The organism is Pleionea mediterranea (assembly GCF_003148745.1).
In the GTDB taxonomy this organism is placed as follows: Bacteria; Pseudomonadota; Gammaproteobacteria; order Enterobacterales; family Kangiellaceae; genus Pleionea; species Pleionea mediterranea.
Genome location: NZ_QGGU01000007.1, coordinates 168725 through 191775, shown reverse-complemented (window position 1 = coordinate 191775; position 23051 = coordinate 168725). Strand labels below are relative to the sequence as shown.

The following is a 23051-nucleotide window of genomic DNA, read 5'->3' as shown; positions in this document are numbered from 1 at the left end:
TTGTAATGAGCGTTCAGTTGGTTTGGTTTCGTAATGATTTAAGACTGGATGATAATCCAGCATTACACCATGCATGCAACCGCAAGGATGATCAGGTTATTGCTCTTTATTTGCTTAGTGAACAGCAATGGGATAATCATGGAGTAGGAAACAACCAGCGGTCATTAATCATAAAAGCTTTACTGCAACTTAAAAAAAGCCTTAAGCAGTTAAATATTCCATTGATCGTTAAGTCGATAGGTCAGTTTGATAATTCAGCAAACGCTCTTTCTGAAGTTTGTAAGTCCCAAGGTGTGGATGAGATTCATTTTAATATTGAGTACCCAATTAATGAACGCCGACGTGATAAGCTGGTTGTCGAGCATTTAAGTCAAGTTAAATGTCATCGATATGTGGGGGATTCAGTTACTGCACCCTGGCAAATAACAACCCAGTCTAATTCAGCTTTTAAAGTTTTTACGCCGTTTTCTAAAGCTTGCTATACATACCTTGATAGTAACCCCGTTCATTGCTACTCGATCCCTGATAAACGTGATGCTCAAAATTTTAACGTTATAAATACTGGCTCAGATCCAATACCAGACATTAAAACGTCTTTGAATATACCCAATATTGATGAAAATTTTTTAGCGAATCAGCTGGATGGTTTTTTAGAGTCAAAACTTGAAGATTATAAGGATGATAGGGATTATCCTTATGTACCCGGAACCTCTAAGTTGTCAGCTGCATTGGCGGTGGGAGCGCTCTCGGTTAGGCGATGTTTTGAAGTTGCTTCAAACAGCGATAAAGAGTATTCAAAACCATGGCTTAATGAACTTTTATGGCGCGATTTTTATCGTTCAGTTATGTGGCATTTTCCTCATGTTTGTCAGGGAAAAGCATTTAACTCAGTTGATAAGTATATCAACTGGAACAAAGATGATGCTCAATTAAAACGCTGGCAACAAGGTAATACAGGCATTCCAATTGTAGACGCGGCAATGCGGCAGTTGAATGAAACTGGGTGGATGCACAACAGGTTAAGAATGGTTGTTGCTAGTTTTCTGACTAAAAACCTGTGGATCGACTGGCGCGAAGGTGAAGCTTATTTTACGCAAATGCTGTTTGATTATGACTTTGCCAGTAATAATGGTGGTTGGCAGTGGAGTGCTTCTGTAGGAACCGATGCTGCGCCATATTTTCGAGTGTTTAACCCTGCCAGTCAACAACAAAAATTTGATCCAAAAGCTGAGTTTATACGTAAGTGGGTTACAGAACTTCAAGGCTTTGAAACTTCGGATATTCATAAATTTGAAAAGAAAGCTTTACAAAATTATGAAAAGCCAATGGTGGATCTGAAATTTACTCGTAAACTGGCCATAGACAGTTTTAAGTCCGCTAAATCAGCTGCTAACGAACCACAATAAGTCATTGGTGATGTAAACATATTGATTAGAAAGAATATGGGAATAGAGTAATGAATTATTGGATTGAACTTACAATGACAATTAACGATAGATTTGAATTATGAATATTTCAAGTATAGACAACTCGCTGCAAAATGATGATTCATCAATATTAATTAATCGATTTATTGATATTTATAGCCAATTAAACAGTGGTAACTTGCATCTGCTTGATGATGTTTACAGTGACTCTATCGTGTTTTCTGATCCGCTGCATAAGTTAGAGTCGCTAGAGAGGGTAAAGTCTTATATGGCTCATATGTATCAAAATATAAACAATTACTCAATAACCATTAATGATGCCATGGTAGCGAATGATCAAGCGTATTTACAATGGAGTATGCAGTTCTCACATAGCCGTCTAAACAAGGGGAAATTGATATCCTTTGATGGCGTGTCTCGTTTAATATTTGATCAAAAAATTACCCATCATCAAGATTATTACGATCTGGGTGCTATGTTATACGAACATCTTCCACTTATTGGCAAGGTGATTAAGTTTACTAAAGCAAAGGCAGGCCAATGAGTGACTTAAATAAAAATGATGTAAAAGCATGCTACTTTGCTAATAAAAACATAGTGATAACCGGAGTAACATCGGGTATTGGTTTGTCGATAACCCACTTATTATTAAAGCAGGGAGCAATAGTATATGGGATTGCTCGTAATCAAGATAAGCTGAATGACATTAAAACGAAATACCCAGACAACTTTATACCTGTAGAAGCGGACTTAAGTGACGATTCAGGCTGGGATGACGTTGCTAATAAGTTATCTGACTCCATTGATACTGTGATACTTAATGCTGGAACCTGTGAGTACATGGAAAACGGATTGGTAGATGTTGATTTAATCAAGCGTGTATTCGATATTAATTTTTTCGCAAACATTAGTGCTGCGAAGTTATTTTTGAATGAGAATAAGTGGTCAGTTAAGCAATACTGCGTGGTCAGTAGCTCTGCCCACTTTTTTGCCATGCCCAGAGGAGAAGCTTATGGCGCCAGTAAAGCGGCATTAAGTTATTTTTATGAATCTTTACAGCTCAGCCATCCAGATATTGCGTTTTCAATTGTCCATCCCGGTTTTGTGGAAACACCACTAACCGATAAAAATGATTTTGATATGCCATTTAAAATAACCAGTGATAAGGCTGCTGACATCATTGTAAAAGGCTTAATGAAAAAGAAAAAGCAAATCAATTTTCCTTGGCTATTTATGTTTATATTAAAAACACTAGGTAAGTTGCCATCAAGTCTGCGTTATAAGTTAGGTAAAGGAATGGTTGAAAAATGAAACGTCTAGCGATAATTGGCAGTGGTATTTCCGGGTTGGCCTGTGCGCATTATTTGCAACACGATTACGATATAACTTTATTTGAAAAGAATAATTATGTTGGCGGGCACACAGCAACAAAAAGAGTGGTCGTTGATGAAGGTGAGTTTGATATAGATACAGGATTTATTGTATTTAATGACTGGACTTACCCAAATTTTAATCGGTTGCTAAAACAATTGTCTGTTGACTCAATTGATACGGAAATGGGGTTTTCAGTAAGTTGTGATGAGTCTGGCTTAGAGTACAGCGGTGGCTCGCTGATGACATTATTTGCCCAGAAGAAGAATTTGTTGAGTATAAAGCACTGGCGACTTATTCGAGACATACTAACGTTTAATAAACGATCCAAGCAGGTGTTGCTGGAGCAAAGTCTTGATGAGTCGGTTACCCTGGGGCAGTATTTAAAGCAGATTGGATTATCAAAGCACTTTTCAGAAAAATATTTAATACCAATGGGTGCAGCTATCTGGTCAAGTGGTCTGGCACAAATGGAAGATTTTCCAGCGCTTTATTTTCTTCGTTTCTTTAAAAATCATGGGCTGTTAAATATTAATGATCGACCACAATGGTCTGTGGTAAAAGGTGGCTCTAAACAATATGTTGATGAGATTCTTAATCGCAAAAATTTCCATTTGCAGCTTAATTCAAATATTGAATCAGTAGTATCTCAATCTGATGGTATTGCTGTTCAACAAAATGGGTCATCACAAATATTTGATGAAGTGATCTTTGCTTGTCACAGTGATGAAGCTCTAGCGCTATTAAACCAAGCCAGTGAACATCAAAAAAATGTTTTGGGTAGATTAAATTACAGTGATAATGAAGTTGTTTTGCATACCGACACCACTTTATTACCAAAGCTTAAAAGTACCTGGTCAAGCTGGAATTATAAAATCAGGAATGATGCATCTCAGTCTCCCACATTATCCTATAGTATGAATATTTTGCAGCAGTTGACAACAGATACTGAATTTGTCGTCACTTTGAATGATACTGATCGTATAAACCCGGATAAAATTTTAGGTCGTTATCAATATTCTCACCCTGTATACACTCGTGGAACCATTGAAGCACAACAACTACGAAGCACGATTAATGGCGTCAACAATATGTGGTTTTGTGGCGCCTATTGGTATGCCGGCTTTCATGAAGATGGTATACGAAGTGCGCTGGATGTTGTTAATGGACTGGGGGTTAATATTGAAATCCTTTAGTTCATTTTGCAATGGCAATGTCTTCCATCAGCGTTTTGTACCTAAGCCACATGGCTTTAAGTACAAGATGTTCATGCCATTGCTTGATCTGGATGATATTGAGCAACTTCATTCTTTTTCTAAATTGTTAAAAGTAAATAAGTTCTGGCTCTACTCTTTTTATCCTGCCGATTATTTAAAAGAAGTTAAGCCGAAAAGTTTAACCTTGAAACAAAAGGTAATAGAAGTCCTTAAATCGAAAGAAAATTTTGACGTGACAAGTGAACAATCGGTTAATGTGTGTTTGCTGGCTCACTGGCGATGTCTTGGCATGCTATTTAATCCTTTGTCGCAATATTATGTTTATATCGATGGGAAACTCAGCTATCTGGTTTCAGAAGTCAGTAATACTCCCTGGAATGAGCGGCATATTTATACTCGAAAGCTCACTGAGAATGGTGCACTGGAAAAATGGAGCAGTGATAAGTCCTTCCATGTGTCACCATTTAATAACTTGGATATGGCTTATCAATGGCATTCACAGGTCAGCCGCTCTAATTTGACCTTTGGGTTAACGCTATTGCGTGATACTAAAACCGTCTTTACAGCGTCCTATAATTATTCTTGCCTTCCATTTACCTCAAAGCAGTTTAATCGAGGGATTAGGCGTCAGCCCTTTTTATCTTTACATGGGTTAATCGGTATCTACTGGCAAGCTCTAAAATTGATTTTTAAACGTATACCTTTTTACAGTCATCCTAAATATAACAAGTAGTGGAGAGTAACCGTGGCAGAATCTCGGTTGATTACAGATAAAATTAACAAGAAAAGCTCTTTCATAGACATGACCTTAACTCGGCTGTCTCGTCAACTGGTGTTTGCTTTCTTTAACCGCATTCGCCATGGCCAAGTTAAAGTTGTTGAAACTGTCAGGAATTCCGAGCATAAAGAATTCCTGTTTGGTAACAATAATGAATTTGAAGCAACGATATTTATTCATGATACACGGTTTTACTCGCGCCTTATTCTTGGCGGTAGTATTGGTGCTGGTGAATCTTATATTGAAGGCTGGTGGGATTCCCCTGATGTGACAAAAGTCATCGAGTTTTTTTCAATAAATCTTGATCTTATTAATGATATAGAAGATAAGCTTAACTGGTTGAAAAAGCCGTTGCAGCCAATTATTAATCTCTTAAACACTAATACCCGAAAAAAGGCAAAAAAGAATATTGTTGCGCATTATGACTTGGGTAATGAGCTTTACTCCCGATTTTTAGATCCTACCATGCTGTATTCATCAGCTATTTATCCTAGTGAGCAGTCAACATTGCATGAGGCTTCATTAAATAAGCTGAAGGTGATTTGCGACAATCTACAGTTAAAACCTGGAGAGCATTTGCTTGAGATTGGCACCGGATGGGGCGCACTGGCTATTTACGCTGCAAAACATTATGACTGTTATGTCACAACAACTACCATTTCCGAGGAACAATACAGATATGTCAGTGACTTGGTAGAAGCTTCTGGATTAACCAGTAAAATCACCTTATTAAAAAGTGATTACCGTGATTTAACAGGAAAATTTGATAAATTAGTATCTGTTGAAATGATTGAAGCCGTTGGTCATCGGTATTTTGACGAATATTTTTCAATTTGCGCTGAACGTCTGAATCCCGGTGGTCGTATGTTGATTCAATCTATTTTAATTGAAGATGAACGTTATGATAGTTACAAAAATAGCACCGACTTCATCCAGAAATACATTTTTCCGGGTGGGGCTTTACCCAGTAAGCAAGTTGTTTATGAATCGGTAAAAAACAATACGACCTTGTTGCCAATTGATTTTCAAGCTTTTGGTCATGATTACGCAAAAACATTAAACGCATGGCGAGTGTCTTTTAATAATAATTGGCAAAAAATAAAGCCGTTTGGCTACGATGATAAGTTTAAGCGGCTTTGGAATTTTTATTTTCATTACTGTGAAGGTGGTTTTTTACAAAATAAAATTGACGTTGCTCATTTTGTATTTAAAAAAACCACCAACGCATAGTGGATTGTATGATTAGTCATGGTGTTCCTTATAAACTACCAACCTCAAAGGTTATTAATAACTTTGTGGTATTTCAGTTGGGATGGCTATGCAGCGCCTACTTTCATGACTATAGGGCTCTTTTAATTAATATTGGTATTATTTTTTGGTTGTATCTGGTTGAGCCCTGGAGTAAACGGCGTATTAAGTTAACACTCCAATTTGTTGCTATAGGACTGATTGTCGATAGTATTCTTTATTATCTGGGAATTTTATATTTTAGTGGCGCTTCGATATCAATACCCTTGTGGCTTATCAGTTTGTGGGTGATTTTTTCTGCATCATTGACGGTAAGTTTAAGCTGGTTAATGGAAAATAAGTACTATGCCATGATTGGAGGGGCTATATTCGGCCCAGTTGCTTATTGGTCAGGACAGCAATTTGAGGCGATTATGTTTGTGGATACATACGCCTACATTATTTTATCGTTAAGCTGGTTGTTTATGATGTGGTCATTTAGCAGTCTTTATAAAAAGCAGCCAAATAATCTGGTTACTTTGCACAGAGAGAAATCCAAATGAATATAATATGTTCTCTTAACTCTAAACAGGACTATACAACTGATAGAGGCTTCTTGAAAATACTAACGGCAAGTTTATTTGTTGTAACTTTATTTGTAGTCAGTTTTCTATCGAGTAATGCGGTAGCCTCTGATTCAGGATTAAACACCATTGGTCAGGGTATCTATACATGGTGGGGAATTAAAATTTATGATGCCAAGCTCAGATCAACGGATTCATTTAACGGTGATTATAAATCCCACAGGCCAATTGAGCTAACCATAACCTACGATATTGATATTGATAAAGATGATTTAATGGAAACCACCATGGATGAATGGGCATCATTAAAAATAGGGCAGTCAGAATATTGTTCTAATAAAAAGGATTGGTCGAGACAGCTGCTGTCTATCTGGCCGAACTTAAAACAGGGCGATAGCTTAACGGTTCATGTAGCAGAAACTAATCGTTCCGCTTTTTCATATAATGGAAAGGCAATTGGCAATATTGAAGACCCCAGGTTTGCTAACTGCTTTTTATCAATCTGGCTGGCCGAAGATACATCTGCCAAAAGCTTACGTAAGAAGTTATTGAACATTAAAAGGTGATACTTATGAATATAAGTTTGACGAATACAACCCTCAGCAACTTCATACAATTACGTTTAATTTTAGTAGCTTTCAGCATAAGCTTACTAGCTGGTTGCAGTACATCTCTAAGTGATTATTCTTCAACAAAGCCAGAATTTGATCTACAAACATTTTTTACAGGTGAGTTAACAGCGACGGGCATGTTTCAAAATTACAGCGACAAAGTTGTTCGTCGTTTTAACGTGGAAATGACAGGGCACTGGGAAAATGATAAAGGTATATTGGATGAAACCTTCTATTATGCCGATGGGGAAACAGAAAAAAGAATCTGGACCATTATCAATCTTGGTAATAATCGATACACAGGTACTGCCGATGATGTAGTGGGGAAGGCGATAGGTCGTGTTTCAGGTTATGCGTTAAACTGGCAGTACACCATGCGCTTAGAAGTGGATGGTGATACATACGATGTGGCATTTGATGACTGGATGTACATGATTGATGAAAACACGGTTATTAATAAAGCCAGGGTAACTAAGTTTGGCTTTACAGTTGGCGAAGTAACCTTGGTTATCAACAAGCAATCATAACTCTTACTGAACCCTGAGTTCGAATTAAAGACGTGCAGATGCAACATAATTAACTTGTCTGTAACGAATTATACAAACATGGTTTGCTTCATTCTGGCTGATACCAAAGTCTAGATGACCTGTCTGATAAATTAATACCAAAGTACAGTAGTCACAACTTAATTTTTTCTCTAATGCTGATGGTGCAACCATAAAACAGGAGAAAAATTATGCGTCTGTTGGGGATATTGTTAGTTTTTTTAGTTGTTCCATTGGCTCACTCGGCATGTCGAGATTCGGTAGTACTGGTACATGGTAATACTGGTTATCCATCCGACTGGGCTAACACCTATAATCATTTACGCAATAAAGGTTATAAATCGTCCGATATCTTAAGGCCTAGCTGGGGTAGTAAGTCGTGCGCGTCTTGTAACAATCATTCAGGTTCGGAAGAAACGCCGGTTAAAAATGCATTATTAGATGCCATTAATCGATCCTGCACCGGCAAAATAGATGTAATTGGTCATTCCATGGGCGTAACTTTGGCGGCTCAGCAAATTATTAAGTTAAACATTAGTAATAAAGTGGACACCTTTGTAGGTGTTGCTGGAGCCTATCGTGGTTTATGGAGTTGTGGACGTTATCCTTACAATGTCTGGAATTCGACCTGTGGTAAACATGGTTTATCGGTTAGCAGTCCTTTTTTAGACTGGTTAGCCGGTAAAAAAATTGCGAGACGTGTTTATTCAATTAAAAGTTGGGTGGATCAAATCATTTGTTCAACGGGAACTTGCACCGTAGGTGGTCGCCACAGCAGCCGCATTGATGGTGAGAATGCAACCTACAGTTATAACTATGGCCATTTTGGTTTGCAAGAATATACTTATTCAAAGCAATACAGTTTGATTAAATGATACTTGCAATGTGAGTTTGAAGTGGATGATAAGATAAAAAATGCCCGGTTTATAGCCGGGCATAAGTATTCTGGGCATTAATATTAAGAAGGGCCGTTACTTTGTGCGATGGTTTTAATTTTTTGCACCATGGCTCTTAAGCCATTGCCTCGTGTTGGACTCAGATGTTTCACTAAATCTATATCATTAAAAAATGAGTCAATATCAAACGCCTGAATTTCGGCGGGAGGCTTATTATTATATGCACTCATTACCATGGCCAATAATCCCCTTACGATGTGCGCGTCACTGTCCACATCAAAGCTTAATACGCCATTGTGGTAGTAGGGTTCCAGCCATACCTGACTTTGGCAGCCTTGAATTAATCGATCATCGGTTTTTAGTGACTCATCAATAGCGGGTAACTGTTTACCAAGGTCAATAATGTAGCGATAGCGATCTTCCCAGCTATCAAAAAAGCTTAAGTCCTCAACAATATCGGAGCTTGTAATGGTTGTGCCAAAAGGATTTGTCATAACGGAGAAAGTCTTTAGTCAATAATTAAAAGAACAGGCCTGTTTCAAGCTTGGCTTCATCGGACATTTTATCGCGATCCCATGGCGGATCAAACACCAGTTCAACATTCACCTGTTTAACATTAGGTACTTTGGCAACTCGATATTTAACATCACTGAGTAATACAGGACCCATGCCACAGCCGGGTGCTGTTAATGTCATATCGATATCCACAACATGGGTTGATTGATCGATTTTGACTGAATAAATCAGTCCCAAATCAACGAGGTTAACGGGTATTTCAGGATCAAAAATTGTTTTTAATGCTTGCCATACTTGATCATCATCGATGCTGCCATCTTCTGGTGCTTTAAAATCGAAGGCTTGCGCTTTCATTCCGATTGCACCGGCATCTGTGCCATCAATTCTTGCCAGATTACCATTAACAGAAACTGTATAATTTCCACCAAGCGCCTGCGTGATGGTTACAAAAGTGTCTTTCGGTATGGATATTTTGGTACCAGCGGGAACCAGTCTTGCAGGACAGTCTTGCTGGGTTACTACCATTTGTCGTTCCATTAAATACGCCTCAAAAATGGATCGGTTTAAAGAGTAAAGCTTTCGCCGCAACCACACATGGCTTTAGCGTTGGGATTATTAAACTGAATATTACTGTTAACCCCTTCGGTAACAAAGTCTATTTCTGTACCTTGTAAAATCGGTAGTGCCTGTTTTGATACGAATAAATTAATATCGTCAAATGTGAACACTTGATCATCGGGCTCTGCCTGATTAACAAAGTCCATTTCATACATGAAGCCGGAACAACCACTTTCTTTTACGGTCAATCTAACGGCCGATTCATCGCGACTTTGTAACTGACGATGGAAGTGTCGAATCGCTTTTTCCGTCATCGAAAGGTCGATATTTTGAAGTGAAAAAGTTTCTACTGACATAATAACCTCTCCTAAACCAGAAATGTTTTAACCTTGTTAATGGCTGCAAATAATCGTTCAACATCTTGCTGATTGTTATAAAACGAAAACGATGCTCTTATGGTTCCTGGTATATTAAATTGTTTCATAATAGGCATAGCGCAATGATGACCCGTTCGAACTGCGATACCTTGTTGATCGAGTAGTGTGCCCACATCGTGCGGATGTGTACCTTCAATTAGAAAGCTTAGAACGCCAGTTTTATTTTTTGCTGTGCCAACCAGTTTTATATCGTCAGTGGCAAGCGCCTGTTCTGTGGCTAATTCAAGTAAACCGTCTTCATAGCGTTGTAACTCAAGGCGATCAAATTGATTCAGATATTGAATGGCGGCACCCAGTCCTATTGCTCCGGCAATATTGGGTGTTCCGGCTTCAAACTTGTAGGGTAATTGATTAAATGTGGTTTTATCGAAACTCACCACTTCGATCATTTCACCACCGCCCTGATATGGTTGCATGGATTCAAGTAGCGATTCTTTACCATAAAGAACACCGATGCCGGTTGGACCAAACAATTTATGACCCGAAAAGGCATAAAAATCACAGTCCAGATCGACAACATCAATTGCAAAATGAGGAGCCGCCTGTGCGCCGTCGATCATTACTTTAGCACCAACGGCGTGAGCCGCTTCAATAATTTCTTTAACAGGATTAATGCTGCCAAGTGCATTGGATACATGACCAACGGAAACCATTTTTACCTGTTCGCTAAGCATATCCTGAAATGCACTTAAGTCTAACTCGCCTTGATCATTAACAGGAATGACTTTAAGCGTCGCACCAGTTTGTTCACAAACCATTTGCCAGGGAACAATATTGGAATGGTGTTCCATCGCGGAAACTATAATTATATCTTTGTTTGTTAATCGTGGCCGTGCGTAGCTTTGAGCAACCAGATTGATACTTTCGGTGGTACCACGAGTCCAGATAATTTCTTCACGCTTTGACGCATTAACAAAATGTTGAACCTCGACACGCGCGTTTTCAAAGTCTGCCGTTGCCCGATCACTCAAAGTGTGAGCACCACGATGAACATTAGAGTTATTACGCGAGTAATAATTTTTCAATGACTGAATTACTGACTGAGGCTTTTGTGTGGTTGCCGCATTATCAAGATAAACCAGCGGGTAGCCATTCACGTCCTGATCAAGAATAGGAAAGTCTTTTCTTATTGACGCGAAATCTATGGCGTTGATATTTTTGGCAAGTGCATCATTCATAGTTAAGTCCAGAAGCTTTCAGTCATTAAATAGAGCAGTCATTAAACCGACTGCTCAAAAAGTTTGGCCAGAATAGGGCGCAGATAATCTGCGACAGAGGCATGTTTTAAGTTACCTAACAGTTCGTTTATAAAACCAAAGCTCAACATAAGTTCTGCTTTGTGTTTAGGAATGCCACGAGAGAGTAAATAAAATAACGCTGTTTCATCCATTTGAGCAACGGTTGCACCGTGGGCACAACGAACGTCATCAGCGTAAATTTCAAGTTCTGGCTTGGTATTAATCTCGGCTTTATTCGACAGCAATAAATTTTTATTACTGAGTTCAGCCAGAGTTTTTTGAGCATCCTGATATATGTGAATGCGTCCATTAAATACAGCTTTAGCGGAACCACCAATTAAACCTCGAAATACTTCTTGTGAGGTGCAATTAGCCACTCGATGTTCAACATTGGTGTGGTAATCAACTTGTTGATTGTTTTTTGCCAGATATATACCGTTTAAATCAGCATGAGAACCAGACTGTTGATGATAAACATTAATATCCAGCCGTTTTATTTTACCGCCAAGGCCTACGTGGAAGCTGTTCAATTGAGAATCGCGGTTAAGCCAAAAATCAAGCTGTCCCATATGAATGGTATGTTCTTCTTCAAGATGCAGTCGATAATGGTTTAATTTTGCGCCATTGCCAATAACGCATTGCGTCATCTGGTTATATAATGCAGTCGTAGCATTATTATCATGGCTTAAAAATTGCTCTATAACCGTGGCTTCTGCTAACTCATCCAGTTTAACTATCAAGTTAGATGCAACCGTTTTGTTTTCCGCTGCAGCACTGCCAATATGAATGATATGCACAGGTTTGTCCGATGACTGTTTATTAAACTCTAATAAAACACCATCTTGAGTTAACCCACCGTTGAGCAGACTGAATAAATTTTTTGCGCTATTTGCCTGGCCAAGCTGGTTAATTATAAACTCTTGTTGTTCATCATTCGCTTCACTGTAAAAAGTAATCTTGTTTTCTTGAATCGAAGAGTGTTGCTTCGAATAATGACCATCAATGAATACTAAAGTATCAGCATTTAACTCGGATAGTTTTGCCGCTTGATCCAGTGAATCAATAGTGGTTGTTTTATCAACGGATTGATTAAACGACTCTTTAACCAGACTTGTCAGGTTATTGTATTTAAAGTGTTCTGTTTTACGGCTTGGCCATGGTTTTTCAGAAAACAGGGCTAACTGTTGTTTTCTGAAATCCGATAACCAGCTCGTAGCTGTCTGCTTTTCTAGCGACTGAGCAAGTTGTTTTGCATCCTGTATAAAATCTAAATTATCAGACATTATGCAACCTCTTGTTCTAACCAGCTGTAACCTTTTTTCTCAAGTTCTACGGCCAGTTCTTTTCCACCTGATTTAACAATTTTACCGTCGGCCAATACATGAACGTAATCAGGAATAATATAATCCAGTAATCGCTGGTAGTGGGTTACGACAACAAAGGCTCTATCACGCGAACGTAATTCATTAACGCCTTTAGCGACAACTTGAAGGGCGTCGATATCAAGTCCGGAATCCGTTTCATCAAGGATGCAAAGCTTAGGTTTTAATAACATCATTTGCATAATTTCATTACGCTTTTTTTCACCACCGGAAAAGCCTTCGTTGACACCACGCTTTAAAAAGTTTTGATCAAGATCTACTGCTTTACAGGCTTCACGGGCTAGCTTCATAAAAGAAACCGAATCCATTTCTGGCTCTTTGTGGTATTTGGCAATGGCGTCCATTGATGCTTTTAAAAATTCCAGGTTGCTGACACCGGGTATTTCTACCGGATACTGAAACGCCAGGAACATACCTTCTGCGGCACGCTCTTCGGGTTCAAGTTCAAAAATATCTTTGCCATCCAGTGTTGCTGTACCATCGGTGTGCTTATATTGCTCACGTCCCGCAAGTACATTACCTAAAGTACTTTTTCCGGCACCGTTAGGTCCCATAATGGCGTGAACTTCACCTGGCTTAACTTCAAGGTTTAAGCCTTTTAAAATGGTTTTGCCTTCAACTTCTGCAATTAAATTATTTATGCTCAGCATATCGTTTTATTACTCCGATAGTTTCCCAACGCAATTGGTAATATTTGCGTGTGAATCGTGGATATTTGAATAATGTTAATTAACCGACGGAACCTTCAAGGCTCACTTCAAGCAGTTTGCCGGCTTCTACCGCAAACTCCATAGGTAATTCTTTAAACACCTCTTTACAAAAACCATTAACAATCATAGACACGGCTTTTTCTGGATCGATTCCGCGTTGTTGGCATAAAAACATTTGATCGTCACTGACTTTTGACGTTGTTGCTTCATGCTCAATAACCGCAGAAGGGTGTTTACTTTCAATATAAGGGAAGGTGTGTGCGCCGCATTTATCGCCAATAAGTAACGAGTCACACTGGGTGTAGTTTCTGGCGCCTTCAGCCATTGGGCTCATGCGCACTAAACCACGGTAAGAACTTTGGCTTTTACCGGCAGAGATACCTTTGGCAATAATGGTCGACTTGGTGTTTTTGCCAAGGTGGATCATTTTGGTACCTGTATCGGCTTGTTGGTAATTGTTGGTCAGTGCAACCGAGTAAAACTCACCAATACTGTTGTCGCCTTTTAAAATGCAGCTGGGGTATTTCCAGGTTACTGCTGAACCAGTTTCTACCTGTGTCCAACTGATTTTGGCATTGGTATGACAAATACCGCGCTTGGTAACAAAGTTATAAATGCCGCCTTTGCCATTTTCATCACCTGGGTACCAGTTTTGTACCGTTGAATATTTAATTTCGGCATTGTCCATAGCCACTAATTCTACCACTGCAGCATGCAACTGATTTTCATCACGCATGGGTGCCGTACAACCTTCAAGGTAACTAACATGGCTGCCTTCTTCGGCAACTATTAAGGTACGTTCAAACTGACCGGTTTTGGCTTCGTTGATACGGAAGTACGTGGATAACTCCATAGGGCAACGCACGCCTTTTGGGATATACACAAAAGAGCCATCGCTGAATACGGCGCAGTTTAATGCGGCGAAAAAGTTATCTCTTACGGGAACAACGGTGCCTAAATGTTTTTTAATCAGTTCAGGGTATTTATGAACCGCTTCGGAAATAGGGCAGAAGATAACGCCAGCTTCTTCCAGTTTTGCACGAAATGTAGTGGCAACGGATACCGAGTCGAATACGGCGTCCACGGCAACACCGGCAAGTATTTCTTGCTCGTGCAATGGGATCCCAAGTTTTTCATAAGTCTCGAGCAGTTTAGGATCCACTTCATCGAGGCTTTGTGGTTTATCTTCCATACTTTTCGGCGAAGAAAAGTATGAAATTTCTTCGTAATCAATTTTTGGAAAGTTAACGTGCGCCCAATCAGGCTCTTCCATGGTTTTCCATATCTCAAACGCTTTTAAGCGCCATTCCAGCATCCACTCTGGCTCACCTTTTTTGGCGGATATCGCACGCACAACATCTTCATTGAGACCGGGCGGCATTGTTTCTGCGTCTACCTCGGTTACAAAGCCTGCTTTGTATTCTTTTTCAATGCGTTCGTTAATGACTTCAGACATTTAACCATTGCTCCTGATTTCTGAACCAACCCAGGTTAGTCAGAACGTTCTTTAAAAGTGCCAAATTTTCTAACTTTACCGTTACATTTCTTTATCAACGTTATTTATTAACGCTAATTTAGGGCGCCCTGATTTCTGGGGGCGCAAATTATATCAGATGGCAAAGCGTTTAGCTTACTTGCGACAAGATAAAAGTATTATTTTGTTCGCGGTTATCAAGCAGCTCGACCTGTTCTTTGGCTTGCTGTTTGTTGATAACGGTTTGCAGCGTAATGCTCGACAAAAAGCTGTGAATCTGCTCGCTTAATTCGCACCACAAGTCGTGAGTAATGCATTGCTGACCGTTATGGCAGTTACCTTTACTGCCACAGGCGGTAACATCGGTGGACTCATTGACGGCATCAATGACCCGCGATATTGCAATATCACTGGCGGGTTCTTGTAATTGATAGCCACCACCCGGGCCACGGCTGCTTTTTACCAGCTCATTGCGACGTAACTTCGCAAACAGCTGCTCCAGATAAGACAGCGAGATGCCCTGGCGGCCAGAAATGTCCTGTAATGTAACCGGCTTGTCTTTGGCGTGTATGGCCAAATCCAACATGGCGGTTACCGCATAGCGGCCTTTGGTTGTAAGTTTCATAGTGTTACCTCGTCAACTTAATGGCTCCTATTATAACCGACTAAATTACTAGGGTAAATAACTGACTAAATTAGTTGGTTATAACAAACCTATTGTCATTAGATTTGTGGTAAATAAGCGGTAGAAGGGGGTTAAACACACTCTAAAATGAGGGATTATGTTGATTGATTACTAAAAGTTATAAAAAGCACCAATTATTTATCTATAACAATTGGTGCTTTCTCTGGTAGGTATGTAGCGAGGTTAACAGTTAAATGTTACATCTTTTGCGTTTACTGCCAGCTAAGCAGGTCTATTTGGACCGCATATGACTCAGCATGGCTTTAAATATTTTAGGGTTGGCGGCTAGTAGTGAATCCGACGTTCGGAAGCTGGGGTTGCCTTTAAAGTCACTGATCATACCGCCTGCTTCTGATACCAGCAGACTTCCTGCTGCAATATCCCACCATTTAAGACCAAACTCCCAGAAACCATCAAAGCGTCCGGCTGCTACGTAGGCTAGATCAAGCGCGGCAGAACCGGCTCGTCGCATATCACCGCATTTCGGGTACAGGCGACCGAACAATGTCATATATTCATCAAATTGTTTTTCGCTGCGAAAAGGAAATCCGGTTGCCAATAACGTTTGCTCGAGATTTCTGGCCTGGCTGACACGAATGCGCTTGCCGTTAAGCTGTGCGCCACTGCCGCGAGAAGCTGTAAACAGTTCTTCACGTACCGGATCGTAAACAACCGCAACTTCCAACTTTCCTTTTACCTGCGCAGCGATGGATACTGAAAAGTGTGGCATACCACGTAAAAAGTTAGTGGTGCCGTCCAGAGGATCGATAATCCATTGAACATCACTGTTATTGGATGATTCGCCGCTTTCTTCGGCCAGAAAGGCATGATCAGGGTGGGTTTTTTGAATGGTCTCAATAATTCGACGCTCTGCAGCTTGATCGACATCGGTAACGAAATCGTTACGTCCTTTCACATCGGCTTTTACTTTATCTAAGTTTTCAGTTGCGCGCATAATCGTATCGCTAGCCGCGCGCGCAGCACGGACTGCAATTGTTTGCAATGGATGCATGTTGAGACCACCTTGTATAAGAACGTTTGCTAATTTTAGCGCAGACCAGAAATAACTGATCTGTAAATTTTGCGCGAGTCTAGCAGAAGATACTGTTAATTTGAATAAAAGATACGGCCAATTTAAATCTTTTGTTATCTCAGAACCGTTTTTTATGGGGTAATAGAGTCAGAGAATTGCCGCATTGCCAATGTCTTCTGCTAAAATGCGCTCGCTGATCGATAAAATGGTTTAAATTGATGTTAGACGATGTTCATTTTGTGTTATCTCACACCACTCATCCCGGTAATATTGGGGCGGCGGCTCGTGCTCTAAAAACGATGGGGCTTGAGCATTTGCGACTGGTTAATCCGAAGCATTTTCCGAGCGCCGAGGCTACGCGACGAGCTTCGCGAGCGGATGATATTTTGCAGCGAACCGAGGTGTTCGATGCTATTCAGCCTGCAATTGCGGAGCATAAGTTGATTGTTGGTACCAGCGCGCGTTCTCGTACCTTGCCATGGCCAATGTTAGAGCCTCGCGAGTTGGCGCAAAAAATAGCGAAAGATCCCACCCAGAGACCGGTGGCTATTTTATTTGGTACTGAGAACTCCGGGTTAACCAATGAAGAATTATCGCTTTGCCATTACCATGTGTGTATACCGACAAACCCAGATTACTCATCACTTAATGTGGCATCCGCTATCCAGTTGATTGCCTATGAATTACGGCTGGCAGCGTTGGATGAAAACCTGTTAAAAACCGATCACCCTGTTATTGATGATGAAGGGGAGCTTCCGGCCAGTGGTGAGCAGGTGGAACAGATGTTTGAACATTGGCAGCAAGTAATGACCTCTACCGGCTTTTTTAAACCCATTAAACCAAAAATGATTCAAATGCGATTCAGGCGCCTGTTTAATAAAGCCGCTCTCACCGACAGTGAAGTGCGATTAATGCGCGGCTTTCTGGCGTCGATTAAAAAATTCAATTCAGAAGAAGGATAGTTTGTGTTTAGTCGAATCAAAGAAGACATCAACAGTGTTTTTGAGCGTGATCCTGCTGCACGTAACTGGTTTGAGGTTTTAACCTGTTATCCAGGTATGCAGGCTATCTGGAATTATCGAATGACGCATTGGTTATGGCAGCGAAATTTTAAGTGGCTGGCGCGTTTTTTAGGTATGTTGGGACGCTGGTTTACCGGTGTAGAAATTCATCCCGGAGCCACCATTGGCAGACGCTTTTTTATTGATCACGCAACTGGAATCGTAATTGGTGAAACCGCTGTAATTGGCGATGACTGTACCTTGTATCATGGGGTAACACTGGGCGGAACAACCTGGAATCCGGGTAAACGTCACCCAACTCTGGAAGACGATGTGGTCATAGGTGCCGGCGCTAAAATACTCGGGCCGATTACTGTGGGTAAAGGCGCCCGAGTTGGTTCTAATTCAGTAGTGATTAAAGATGTCCCCGAGTGTGCGACGGTTATTGGTATTCCGGGGCATGTGGTTCGAGATCGCAGCGGCGAAAACCCTGAGCATCGTAAACGTATAGAGCAATTGATTGGATTTGAAGCCTACGGCGAAAGCTCTCTAAGCTATGATCCTGTAGCGCAGGTAATTTCGAATATGCTGCAACATTCCCGAGCGGTCGATCAGCAATTAAAAATTTGCCGTGAGGCATTGGAAAAAGCCAATATTAAAGTCGAGGCTGTGCCTATTCCGGGAATAAATGCCGATGATTTTCTTGATGGTAATGGTGATGCTAAAGAGTATGTTAATAATAAAAGTGATGCCCATCATCAGACACAAGCTGTAGAAAAGAGTGCACAGGATTAGAGAACTTTAATCTGGGTGAATTACGTTCACCCAGATTAACTATGTTGATAAACGTTATTCAGACTGTCTATAAACAAACCGTTGTAAATCTATGAAACGACCAATTTACCTTGATTATGCCGCAACTACCCCAGTTGATCCTGAGGTGGCTGAAAAAATGATGCAATTTCTGACTCTGGATGGTGAGTTTGGAAATCCTGCATCACGTTCACACCGATATGGCTGGCAAGCGGAAGAGGCGGTCGATATTGCGCGGAATCAGGTGGCTGAATTGATTAATGCTGATCCGCGAGAGATCGTCTGGACGTCCGGCGCTACTGAGTCGAATAACCTGGCGATAAAAGGTGTTGCCCTGCGTAATCGAAGTCGCGGCAATCATATTATTACTGCAGCAACTGAACATAAGGCAGTGATCGACACCTGTATTTATCTACAACAGCAGGGATTTGAGGTGACTTATCTCAAACCCGATGCGAAAGGTTTAATTACACCCTCACAAGTAGAACAGGCCATTACCGATCAAACCATTCTTGTTAGCATTATGGCGGTTAATAATGAGACCGGGGTTATTCAGGATATTGCCACGATTGCTGAAAAGTGCCAAAAGCATAAGGTTTTATTTCATGTGGATGCTGCACAAGTGGCAGGCAAAATCGCATTTGACGTAAAAGCGTTAAACATTGATTTTGCATCCTTCTCCAGCCACAAGGTTTATGGCCCCAAAGGCATAGGCGCTCTGTATGTACGCAGAAGTCCTGATACCAGCCTGGATGCGCTTATTCATGGTGGTGGCCACGAACGTGGTATGCGTTCGGGTACATTGCCGACCCATCAAATTGTTGGCATGGGGCTGGCGTTCAATAAAGCCGGTCAATTATTGCAGGAAGAAGCCGTAAAACTGAAGCAATTAAAGTTGAAGATTTGGCAGTCATTGTCTGAAATGGATGGCATTTATCTAAATGGCGATTTGGACAACTCGGCGCCTGGCATATTAAATGTCAGTATTGAAGGGGTTGATGGTGAAACGCTGTTAATGTCACTGCATAAACTGGCGGTATCGTCCGGCTCAGCCTGCAATTCTGCCAGTGTAGAGCCCTCATATGTCTTAAAAGCCATGGGAGTTGCCGATGAGCTGGCTCATAACGCCATTCGGATTAGCGTTGGCCGCTTTACAAGTGAGTCAGAAATCGATGAAGCCATTGCCGAAATAAAACAGGTTGTTGAGCAACTGCGCGCACTGTAACGGTTGATTTTTCAACGATTTTTTACGGCTTTGCATACAATTTCAACAACTCACAAAAGAAGCTCAGTTTTTTTGAAAAAAGCCTTGATTTAATTTTTAAAATCAGCATAATACGCACCTCACCGAGCAGGGCAGACAAAACAAGGTTTTCACCTGTTGTCGTGTTTCATTACGTTTCTCGGTAGTCAAATTTGGGTCGTTAGCTCAGTCGGTAGAGCAGTTGACTTTTAATCAATTGGTCGCAGGTTCGAATCCTGCACGACCCACCAAATTTTAAAAAGCCGCTTTTATAGCGGCTTTTTTGTGTCTGAATTATTTATATTTATGCGTTGAATTTTTATTGCTGTGGCAGTCGCTATAAACTAAATATGCTTTAAACATTCAAAAGCGAACTGCCCGAAATAAGTTCTCATTAAGGAAATGATGATAGCCCTACATCTGACGGAATAAATGCAGATATTTTCGACTGATGGGTAATGTTTTATTTCGACGCTTTAAATGAACTTGAGCTGTTTCGTTATCTTCAAATTTTATGTGAGCAACTGCGTTTAAATTTACGATTACAGAACGATGTATTTGACGAAAAACGGTTTCATCTAATTGCTGTGTTAATTGTTTAAGTGATTGGCGAACGATGGCTTCAGCGGGCTGTTGTTGTTCATCACGCCAGGCAATGAGCGTGTATTTATGATCCGACTGTAAAAACTCGATATCTTCAACAGCAATTAACCGCATGATCTTTCCTGACTGTGCTCGGATCCAACGTAATGGTTTTGCTGATGTTTTTGGTTCAAGCTGAGCGATTAACTCTTGTATTAAGCCGTCATTGTTTATTGCTGGTTGAGAAGCCTTTATTCGTGCTTTTAACCGTTCTACGGTATCGGCTAAACGATCGGGTTCTACCGGTTTTACCAGATAATCCAGCACACCATGCTCAAATGCTTCTAATGCGTATTTATCATACGCCGTGACAAAAACAAGATGGGCGCGAGTACCAATGTGTTGTGCGACTTCTATACCGGATGTGCCTGGCATATGAATATCAAGAAAACAAATATCGGGTTGATGAGTTTCAAACATCGATACTGCTTCACGACCGTTTCGTGCCATAGCGACAACGTTGAGTTCTGGCCAAACTTTAAGCAATAATTGCGATAGGGCCTCTCTGAGTAACGGTTCATCGTCAGCAATTAAAGCTGTCGGCGGTATATTCATAAGACTTGCGCCTCTTGGGCCGGAATAATCACTTCAGCGTGAACACCGTGTGGTTGTTGCTCAAAGACCTGTAAATGTGCGTTGTTATTAAAGCTCAGCTTTAAGCGTTCTCTCAGTGAAGAGAGTCCAGTTCCATCATTTGTTGAATGCGTAGATGAGTTTTCATTTCGTTTATACTGGAGTCCAACGCCTGTATCTATAACCTGAATAACAACCTGATCATTGTTAAGATTAATATTGATCTGGACATGCCCACCTTTTTCACTTGGATCAATTCCATGACGAATGGCATTTTCCACCAACGTCATGAGTGTCATAGCAGGGCAGGTGAGGCTATAAACCGATTTGTCGATACTCAGGTCATAAGTGAGCCGATCGGGCATACGTAATTGCATTAATTCAAGATAGGCGCTTGTGAGTTTTAGTTCCTGATTGAAGCTGTTAGTGCTTTCGTCGAGTTGAGGAACGGCAGCTCGTAAATAAGCGGTTAAACTGTTTAAGACTTCACCTGCACGTGAGGAGCCGGAATTTACCAAGGCTTGTATGTTTGCCAACGTATTGAATAAGAAATGTGGTGCTACCTGTGCTTGTAACAGCCGATGTCGCGCTTCGGTAAACTGTTGTTGTAATTTACTTCGCTCCAGTTGAAACGCCAGCGCCTGATGCCGGGCAAGGGCATCTTTTTGGCGTACTAATGCGGTTAATGCAATCCAGGGAGCAACCAGTAATCCTACAAAAGTCAGGGTGTTAAAACCCAGTAACCGATCGGCATCTTGCCAAAATGGAGGTGCACTGGAGTCCGTTGATACCCAGTAAATAACAAAGACGGTAACAGGAACCGATATCGCAACCCCTACAACCTGTGTAACCCAACGAGCAAGCCATTTAGGTAATTTAGATGGCCAGTAGTCCAGTAATGTAAAAGTGATAAGTGCAATAAGGGCAATAAGCGATACTCGAAGCAACAACCCAAAAGTACTAGTTGTCCAACCAAAACTCAATAAAAAACCGATAGCATTTGCAATCAACAAGCTGATTAAAAGCTGCTTGGCTACCATTGTTATATTTCTTTTTATGGGTGGTGAGGTTGAGTTCATGGGTTAAGAGTAAATCAATTATAAACAACATAAAAGAGCTGAAGTTAAAAGCTACATTTCTGGCAGCCAGATTATCATGGCTGCAGAAATAGAGCCGGCCAAAGTGGCTAAGGTTAGTAACACCATTGTAGTGGTAGCCAGGTATTGCATTGTTGTTTGCCCGTAAAGTTGCACAAGTCGGTAGAGCTCAAGTATAAACAATGGAAATAAATAACTGGCGAAGGAAATGACACTTAATGTTGGTCCCGTAAATGTTTCTGGATCAAACCCTACTGGTTCCTGGTGTATCATTAACCAAAGTGACAGTCCGATTCGAAAAAACCATACACCATTTACTACTAAATATAATCGAAGCGCCCACCAACGATGTTGATGAAATTGTTTTTTATAAGCGGTAAAGCCAGCAAGTGTTGCGAAAACTAATATTAAAATAGCATTACCGGTAATTCCTATGTGTTGTGTTGGATCACCAACGCCACCGTCATCTCCCCAAGTTAATATTAGGCCACCACATGCTGTTAATATCACCGCAGTAATATAAAACCGGCCTATCCAACGATGCCACATAGGGTGATTATTTCTTAAACGAGGCCAGAGTTGTAGACCACCTGCGATTAATATACCAACCGCAAGATACATATGTAGAATTAAGGCCAGGTTAATTAAGGTGTCACCGGGCACGAAGCCTGTGGGTAATTGATTGTTCCATTCAGAAAAATTTCCTTTTATCCCACTGAATAAAAACTCAACGGTGACATAAAGCGCGAAAAACAGTTGACCAATAACAGCCGTAACAACCCAAGTATAAGCGGCAACATTTAGAAGCTTTTTTGCGTAGGTCGTACGAAAACTGGGCGGTGATTGGTTAAATTCAAATACTTTTTGGCTGCTATTTAAAGTGTTCATATTGTAATCCGTTCCGTAGCTTATGAGTGAGGATGACAAATGAAATCGCTTAAATCGAGGCGTTTGCGACGAATAACGGTATAGAGTGACTATGGGAGCAAATAA

General features: G+C 40.7%; 25 protein-coding genes and 1 tRNA gene. 14 read left to right on the top strand and 12 right to left on the bottom strand.

Annotated elements, in window-relative coordinates; translation table 11 throughout:
* Positions 1–5: 5 nt before the first annotated feature.
* The 10 genes from C8D97_RS10880 (at position 6) to C8D97_RS10835 (ending at position 8635) form a co-directional block, all read left to right on the top strand.
* Complete coding sequence (locus tag C8D97_RS10880) at positions 6–1406, top strand: cryptochrome/photolyase family protein (protein WP_109763802.1); 1401 nt, start codon at positions 6–8, stop codon at positions 1404–1406.
* A gap of 100 nt (positions 1407–1506) precedes the next feature.
* Complete coding sequence (locus C8D97_RS10875; protein ID WP_109763801.1) at positions 1507–1971, top strand: nuclear transport factor 2 family protein; 465 nt, start codon at positions 1507–1509, stop codon at positions 1969–1971.
* Positions 1968–2738, top strand: coding sequence for an SDR family NAD(P)-dependent oxidoreductase (locus C8D97_RS10870; protein ID WP_109763800.1), 771 nt, complete (start codon positions 1968–1970; stop codon positions 2736–2738). Before C8D97_RS10875 ends, C8D97_RS10870 begins: the two co-directional genes overlap by 4 nt.
* Positions 2735–3994 (top strand): NAD(P)/FAD-dependent oxidoreductase, encoded by a 1260-nt coding sequence (locus C8D97_RS10865; RefSeq protein ID WP_109763799.1) that lies wholly within the window; start codon positions 2735–2737, stop codon positions 3992–3994. The genes C8D97_RS10870 and C8D97_RS10865 overlap by 4 nt, the downstream gene beginning before the upstream one ends.
* Positions 3963–4748, top strand: coding sequence for a DUF1365 domain-containing protein (locus C8D97_RS10860; protein WP_170115216.1), 786 nt, complete (start codon positions 3963–3965; stop codon positions 4746–4748). Before C8D97_RS10865 ends, C8D97_RS10860 begins: the two co-directional genes overlap by 32 nt.
* Before the next feature lie 12 nt (positions 4749–4760).
* On the top strand, positions 4761–6023 hold the full coding sequence (locus tag C8D97_RS10855) for an SAM-dependent methyltransferase (RefSeq protein WP_146196134.1): 1263 nt from the start codon (positions 4761–4763) through the stop codon (positions 6021–6023).
* Positions 6024–6031: 8 nt separating this feature from the next.
* Positions 6032–6583: a DUF2878 domain-containing protein gene (locus C8D97_RS10850; RefSeq protein WP_109763796.1), complete on the top strand. Its 552-nt coding sequence runs from the start codon at positions 6032–6034 to the stop codon at positions 6581–6583.
* Positions 6584–6636: 53 nt separating this feature from the next.
* The gene (locus tag C8D97_RS10845; RefSeq protein ID WP_170115215.1) at positions 6637–7170 is read left to right on the top strand and encodes a chalcone isomerase family protein; all 534 of its coding nucleotides are present in this window, start codon (positions 6637–6639) and stop codon (positions 7168–7170) included.
* 5 nt (positions 7171–7175) lie between these two features.
* Positions 7176–7742 (top strand): DUF3833 domain-containing protein, encoded by a 567-nt coding sequence (locus C8D97_RS10840; protein WP_109763794.1) that lies wholly within the window; start codon positions 7176–7178, stop codon positions 7740–7742.
* A gap of 209 nt (positions 7743–7951) precedes the next feature.
* Positions 7952–8635 carry an alpha/beta hydrolase gene (locus C8D97_RS10835; protein WP_109763793.1) on the top strand — a complete coding sequence of 228 codons (684 nt, stop codon included), beginning with the start codon at positions 7952–7954 and terminating at the stop codon, positions 8633–8635.
* An 83-nt stretch (positions 8636–8718) separates the two neighbouring features.
* Here C8D97_RS10835 and C8D97_RS10830 read toward each other — a convergent pair whose 3' ends face one another.
* From C8D97_RS10830 to suhB, 9 genes are all read right to left on the bottom strand, one after another.
* Positions 8719–9150 (bottom strand): SufE family protein, encoded by a 432-nt coding sequence (locus C8D97_RS10830; protein ID WP_109763792.1) that lies wholly within the window; start codon positions 9148–9150, stop codon positions 8719–8721.
* A gap of 25 nt (positions 9151–9175) precedes the next feature.
* On the bottom strand, positions 9176–9709 hold the full coding sequence (gene sufT, locus C8D97_RS10825; protein ID WP_109763791.1) for a putative Fe-S cluster assembly protein SufT: 534 nt from the start codon (positions 9707–9709) through the stop codon (positions 9176–9178).
* Between the two features lie 26 nt (positions 9710–9735).
* Positions 9736–10086, bottom strand: a complete 351-nt coding sequence (locus C8D97_RS10820; protein WP_109763790.1) for a HesB/IscA family protein — start codon at positions 10084–10086, stop codon at positions 9736–9738.
* Positions 10087–10097: 11 nt separating this feature from the next.
* Positions 10098–11345: an aminotransferase class V-fold PLP-dependent enzyme gene (locus C8D97_RS10815; protein ID WP_109763789.1), complete on the bottom strand. Its 1248-nt coding sequence runs from the start codon at positions 11343–11345 to the stop codon at positions 10098–10100.
* A gap of 41 nt (positions 11346–11386) precedes the next feature.
* On the bottom strand, positions 11387–12688 hold the full coding sequence (gene sufD, locus C8D97_RS10810) for a Fe-S cluster assembly protein SufD (RefSeq protein ID WP_109763788.1): 1302 nt from the start codon (positions 12686–12688) through the stop codon (positions 11387–11389).
* Positions 12688–13437, bottom strand: a complete 750-nt coding sequence (gene sufC, locus C8D97_RS10805; RefSeq protein ID WP_109763787.1) for a Fe-S cluster assembly ATPase SufC — start codon at positions 13435–13437, stop codon at positions 12688–12690. Before sufC ends, sufD begins: the two co-directional genes overlap by 1 nt.
* Before the next feature lie 79 nt (positions 13438–13516).
* Positions 13517–14953 carry a Fe-S cluster assembly protein SufB gene (sufB, locus tag C8D97_RS10800; protein ID WP_109763786.1) on the bottom strand — a complete coding sequence of 479 codons (1437 nt, stop codon included), beginning with the start codon at positions 14951–14953 and terminating at the stop codon, positions 13517–13519.
* A 169-nt stretch (positions 14954–15122) separates the two neighbouring features.
* Positions 15123–15596, bottom strand: coding sequence for a Fe-S cluster assembly transcriptional regulator IscR (gene iscR / locus C8D97_RS10795; RefSeq protein WP_109763785.1), 474 nt, complete (start codon positions 15594–15596; stop codon positions 15123–15125).
* A gap of 292 nt (positions 15597–15888) precedes the next feature.
* Positions 15889–16668, bottom strand: coding sequence for an inositol-1-monophosphatase (suhB, locus tag C8D97_RS10790; RefSeq protein WP_109763784.1), 780 nt, complete (start codon positions 16666–16668; stop codon positions 15889–15891).
* Positions 16669–16907: 239 nt separating this feature from the next.
* On the opposite strand from suhB, the gene C8D97_RS10785 reads away from it, so the two are divergent.
* From C8D97_RS10785 to C8D97_RS10770, 4 genes are all read left to right on the top strand, one after another.
* Positions 16908–17651, top strand: a complete 744-nt coding sequence (locus C8D97_RS10785; RefSeq protein WP_109763783.1) for an RNA methyltransferase — start codon at positions 16908–16910, stop codon at positions 17649–17651.
* Between the two features lie 3 nt (positions 17652–17654).
* On the top strand, positions 17655–18485 hold the full coding sequence (gene cysE / locus C8D97_RS10780) for a serine O-acetyltransferase (protein WP_109763782.1): 831 nt from the start codon (positions 17655–17657) through the stop codon (positions 18483–18485).
* A 91-nt stretch (positions 18486–18576) separates the two neighbouring features.
* Complete coding sequence (locus C8D97_RS10775) at positions 18577–19728, top strand: IscS subfamily cysteine desulfurase (RefSeq protein WP_109763781.1); 1152 nt, start codon at positions 18577–18579, stop codon at positions 19726–19728.
* A gap of 193 nt (positions 19729–19921) precedes the next feature.
* Positions 19922–19997: transfer RNA gene (locus C8D97_RS10770), tRNA-Lys, on the top strand.
* A 163-nt stretch (positions 19998–20160) separates the two neighbouring features.
* On the opposite strand, the gene C8D97_RS10765 is transcribed toward C8D97_RS10770, so the two are convergent.
* The 3 genes from C8D97_RS10765 to C8D97_RS10755 form a co-directional block, all read right to left on the bottom strand.
* A complete protein-coding gene (locus C8D97_RS10765) occupies positions 20161–20943 on the bottom strand; it encodes a LytR/AlgR family response regulator transcription factor (RefSeq protein WP_109763780.1) in 783 nt (260 codons plus the stop codon).
* On the bottom strand, positions 20940–22001 hold the full coding sequence (locus C8D97_RS10760) for a sensor histidine kinase (protein ID WP_210204921.1): 1062 nt from the start codon (positions 21999–22001) through the stop codon (positions 20940–20942). The genes C8D97_RS10765 and C8D97_RS10760 overlap by 4 nt, the downstream gene beginning before the upstream one ends.
* 90 nt (positions 22002–22091) lie before the next feature.
* Positions 22092–22946, bottom strand: coding sequence for a DUF2306 domain-containing protein (locus C8D97_RS10755; RefSeq protein ID WP_109763778.1), 855 nt, complete (start codon positions 22944–22946; stop codon positions 22092–22094).
* Positions 22947–23051 lie beyond the last annotated feature (105 nt).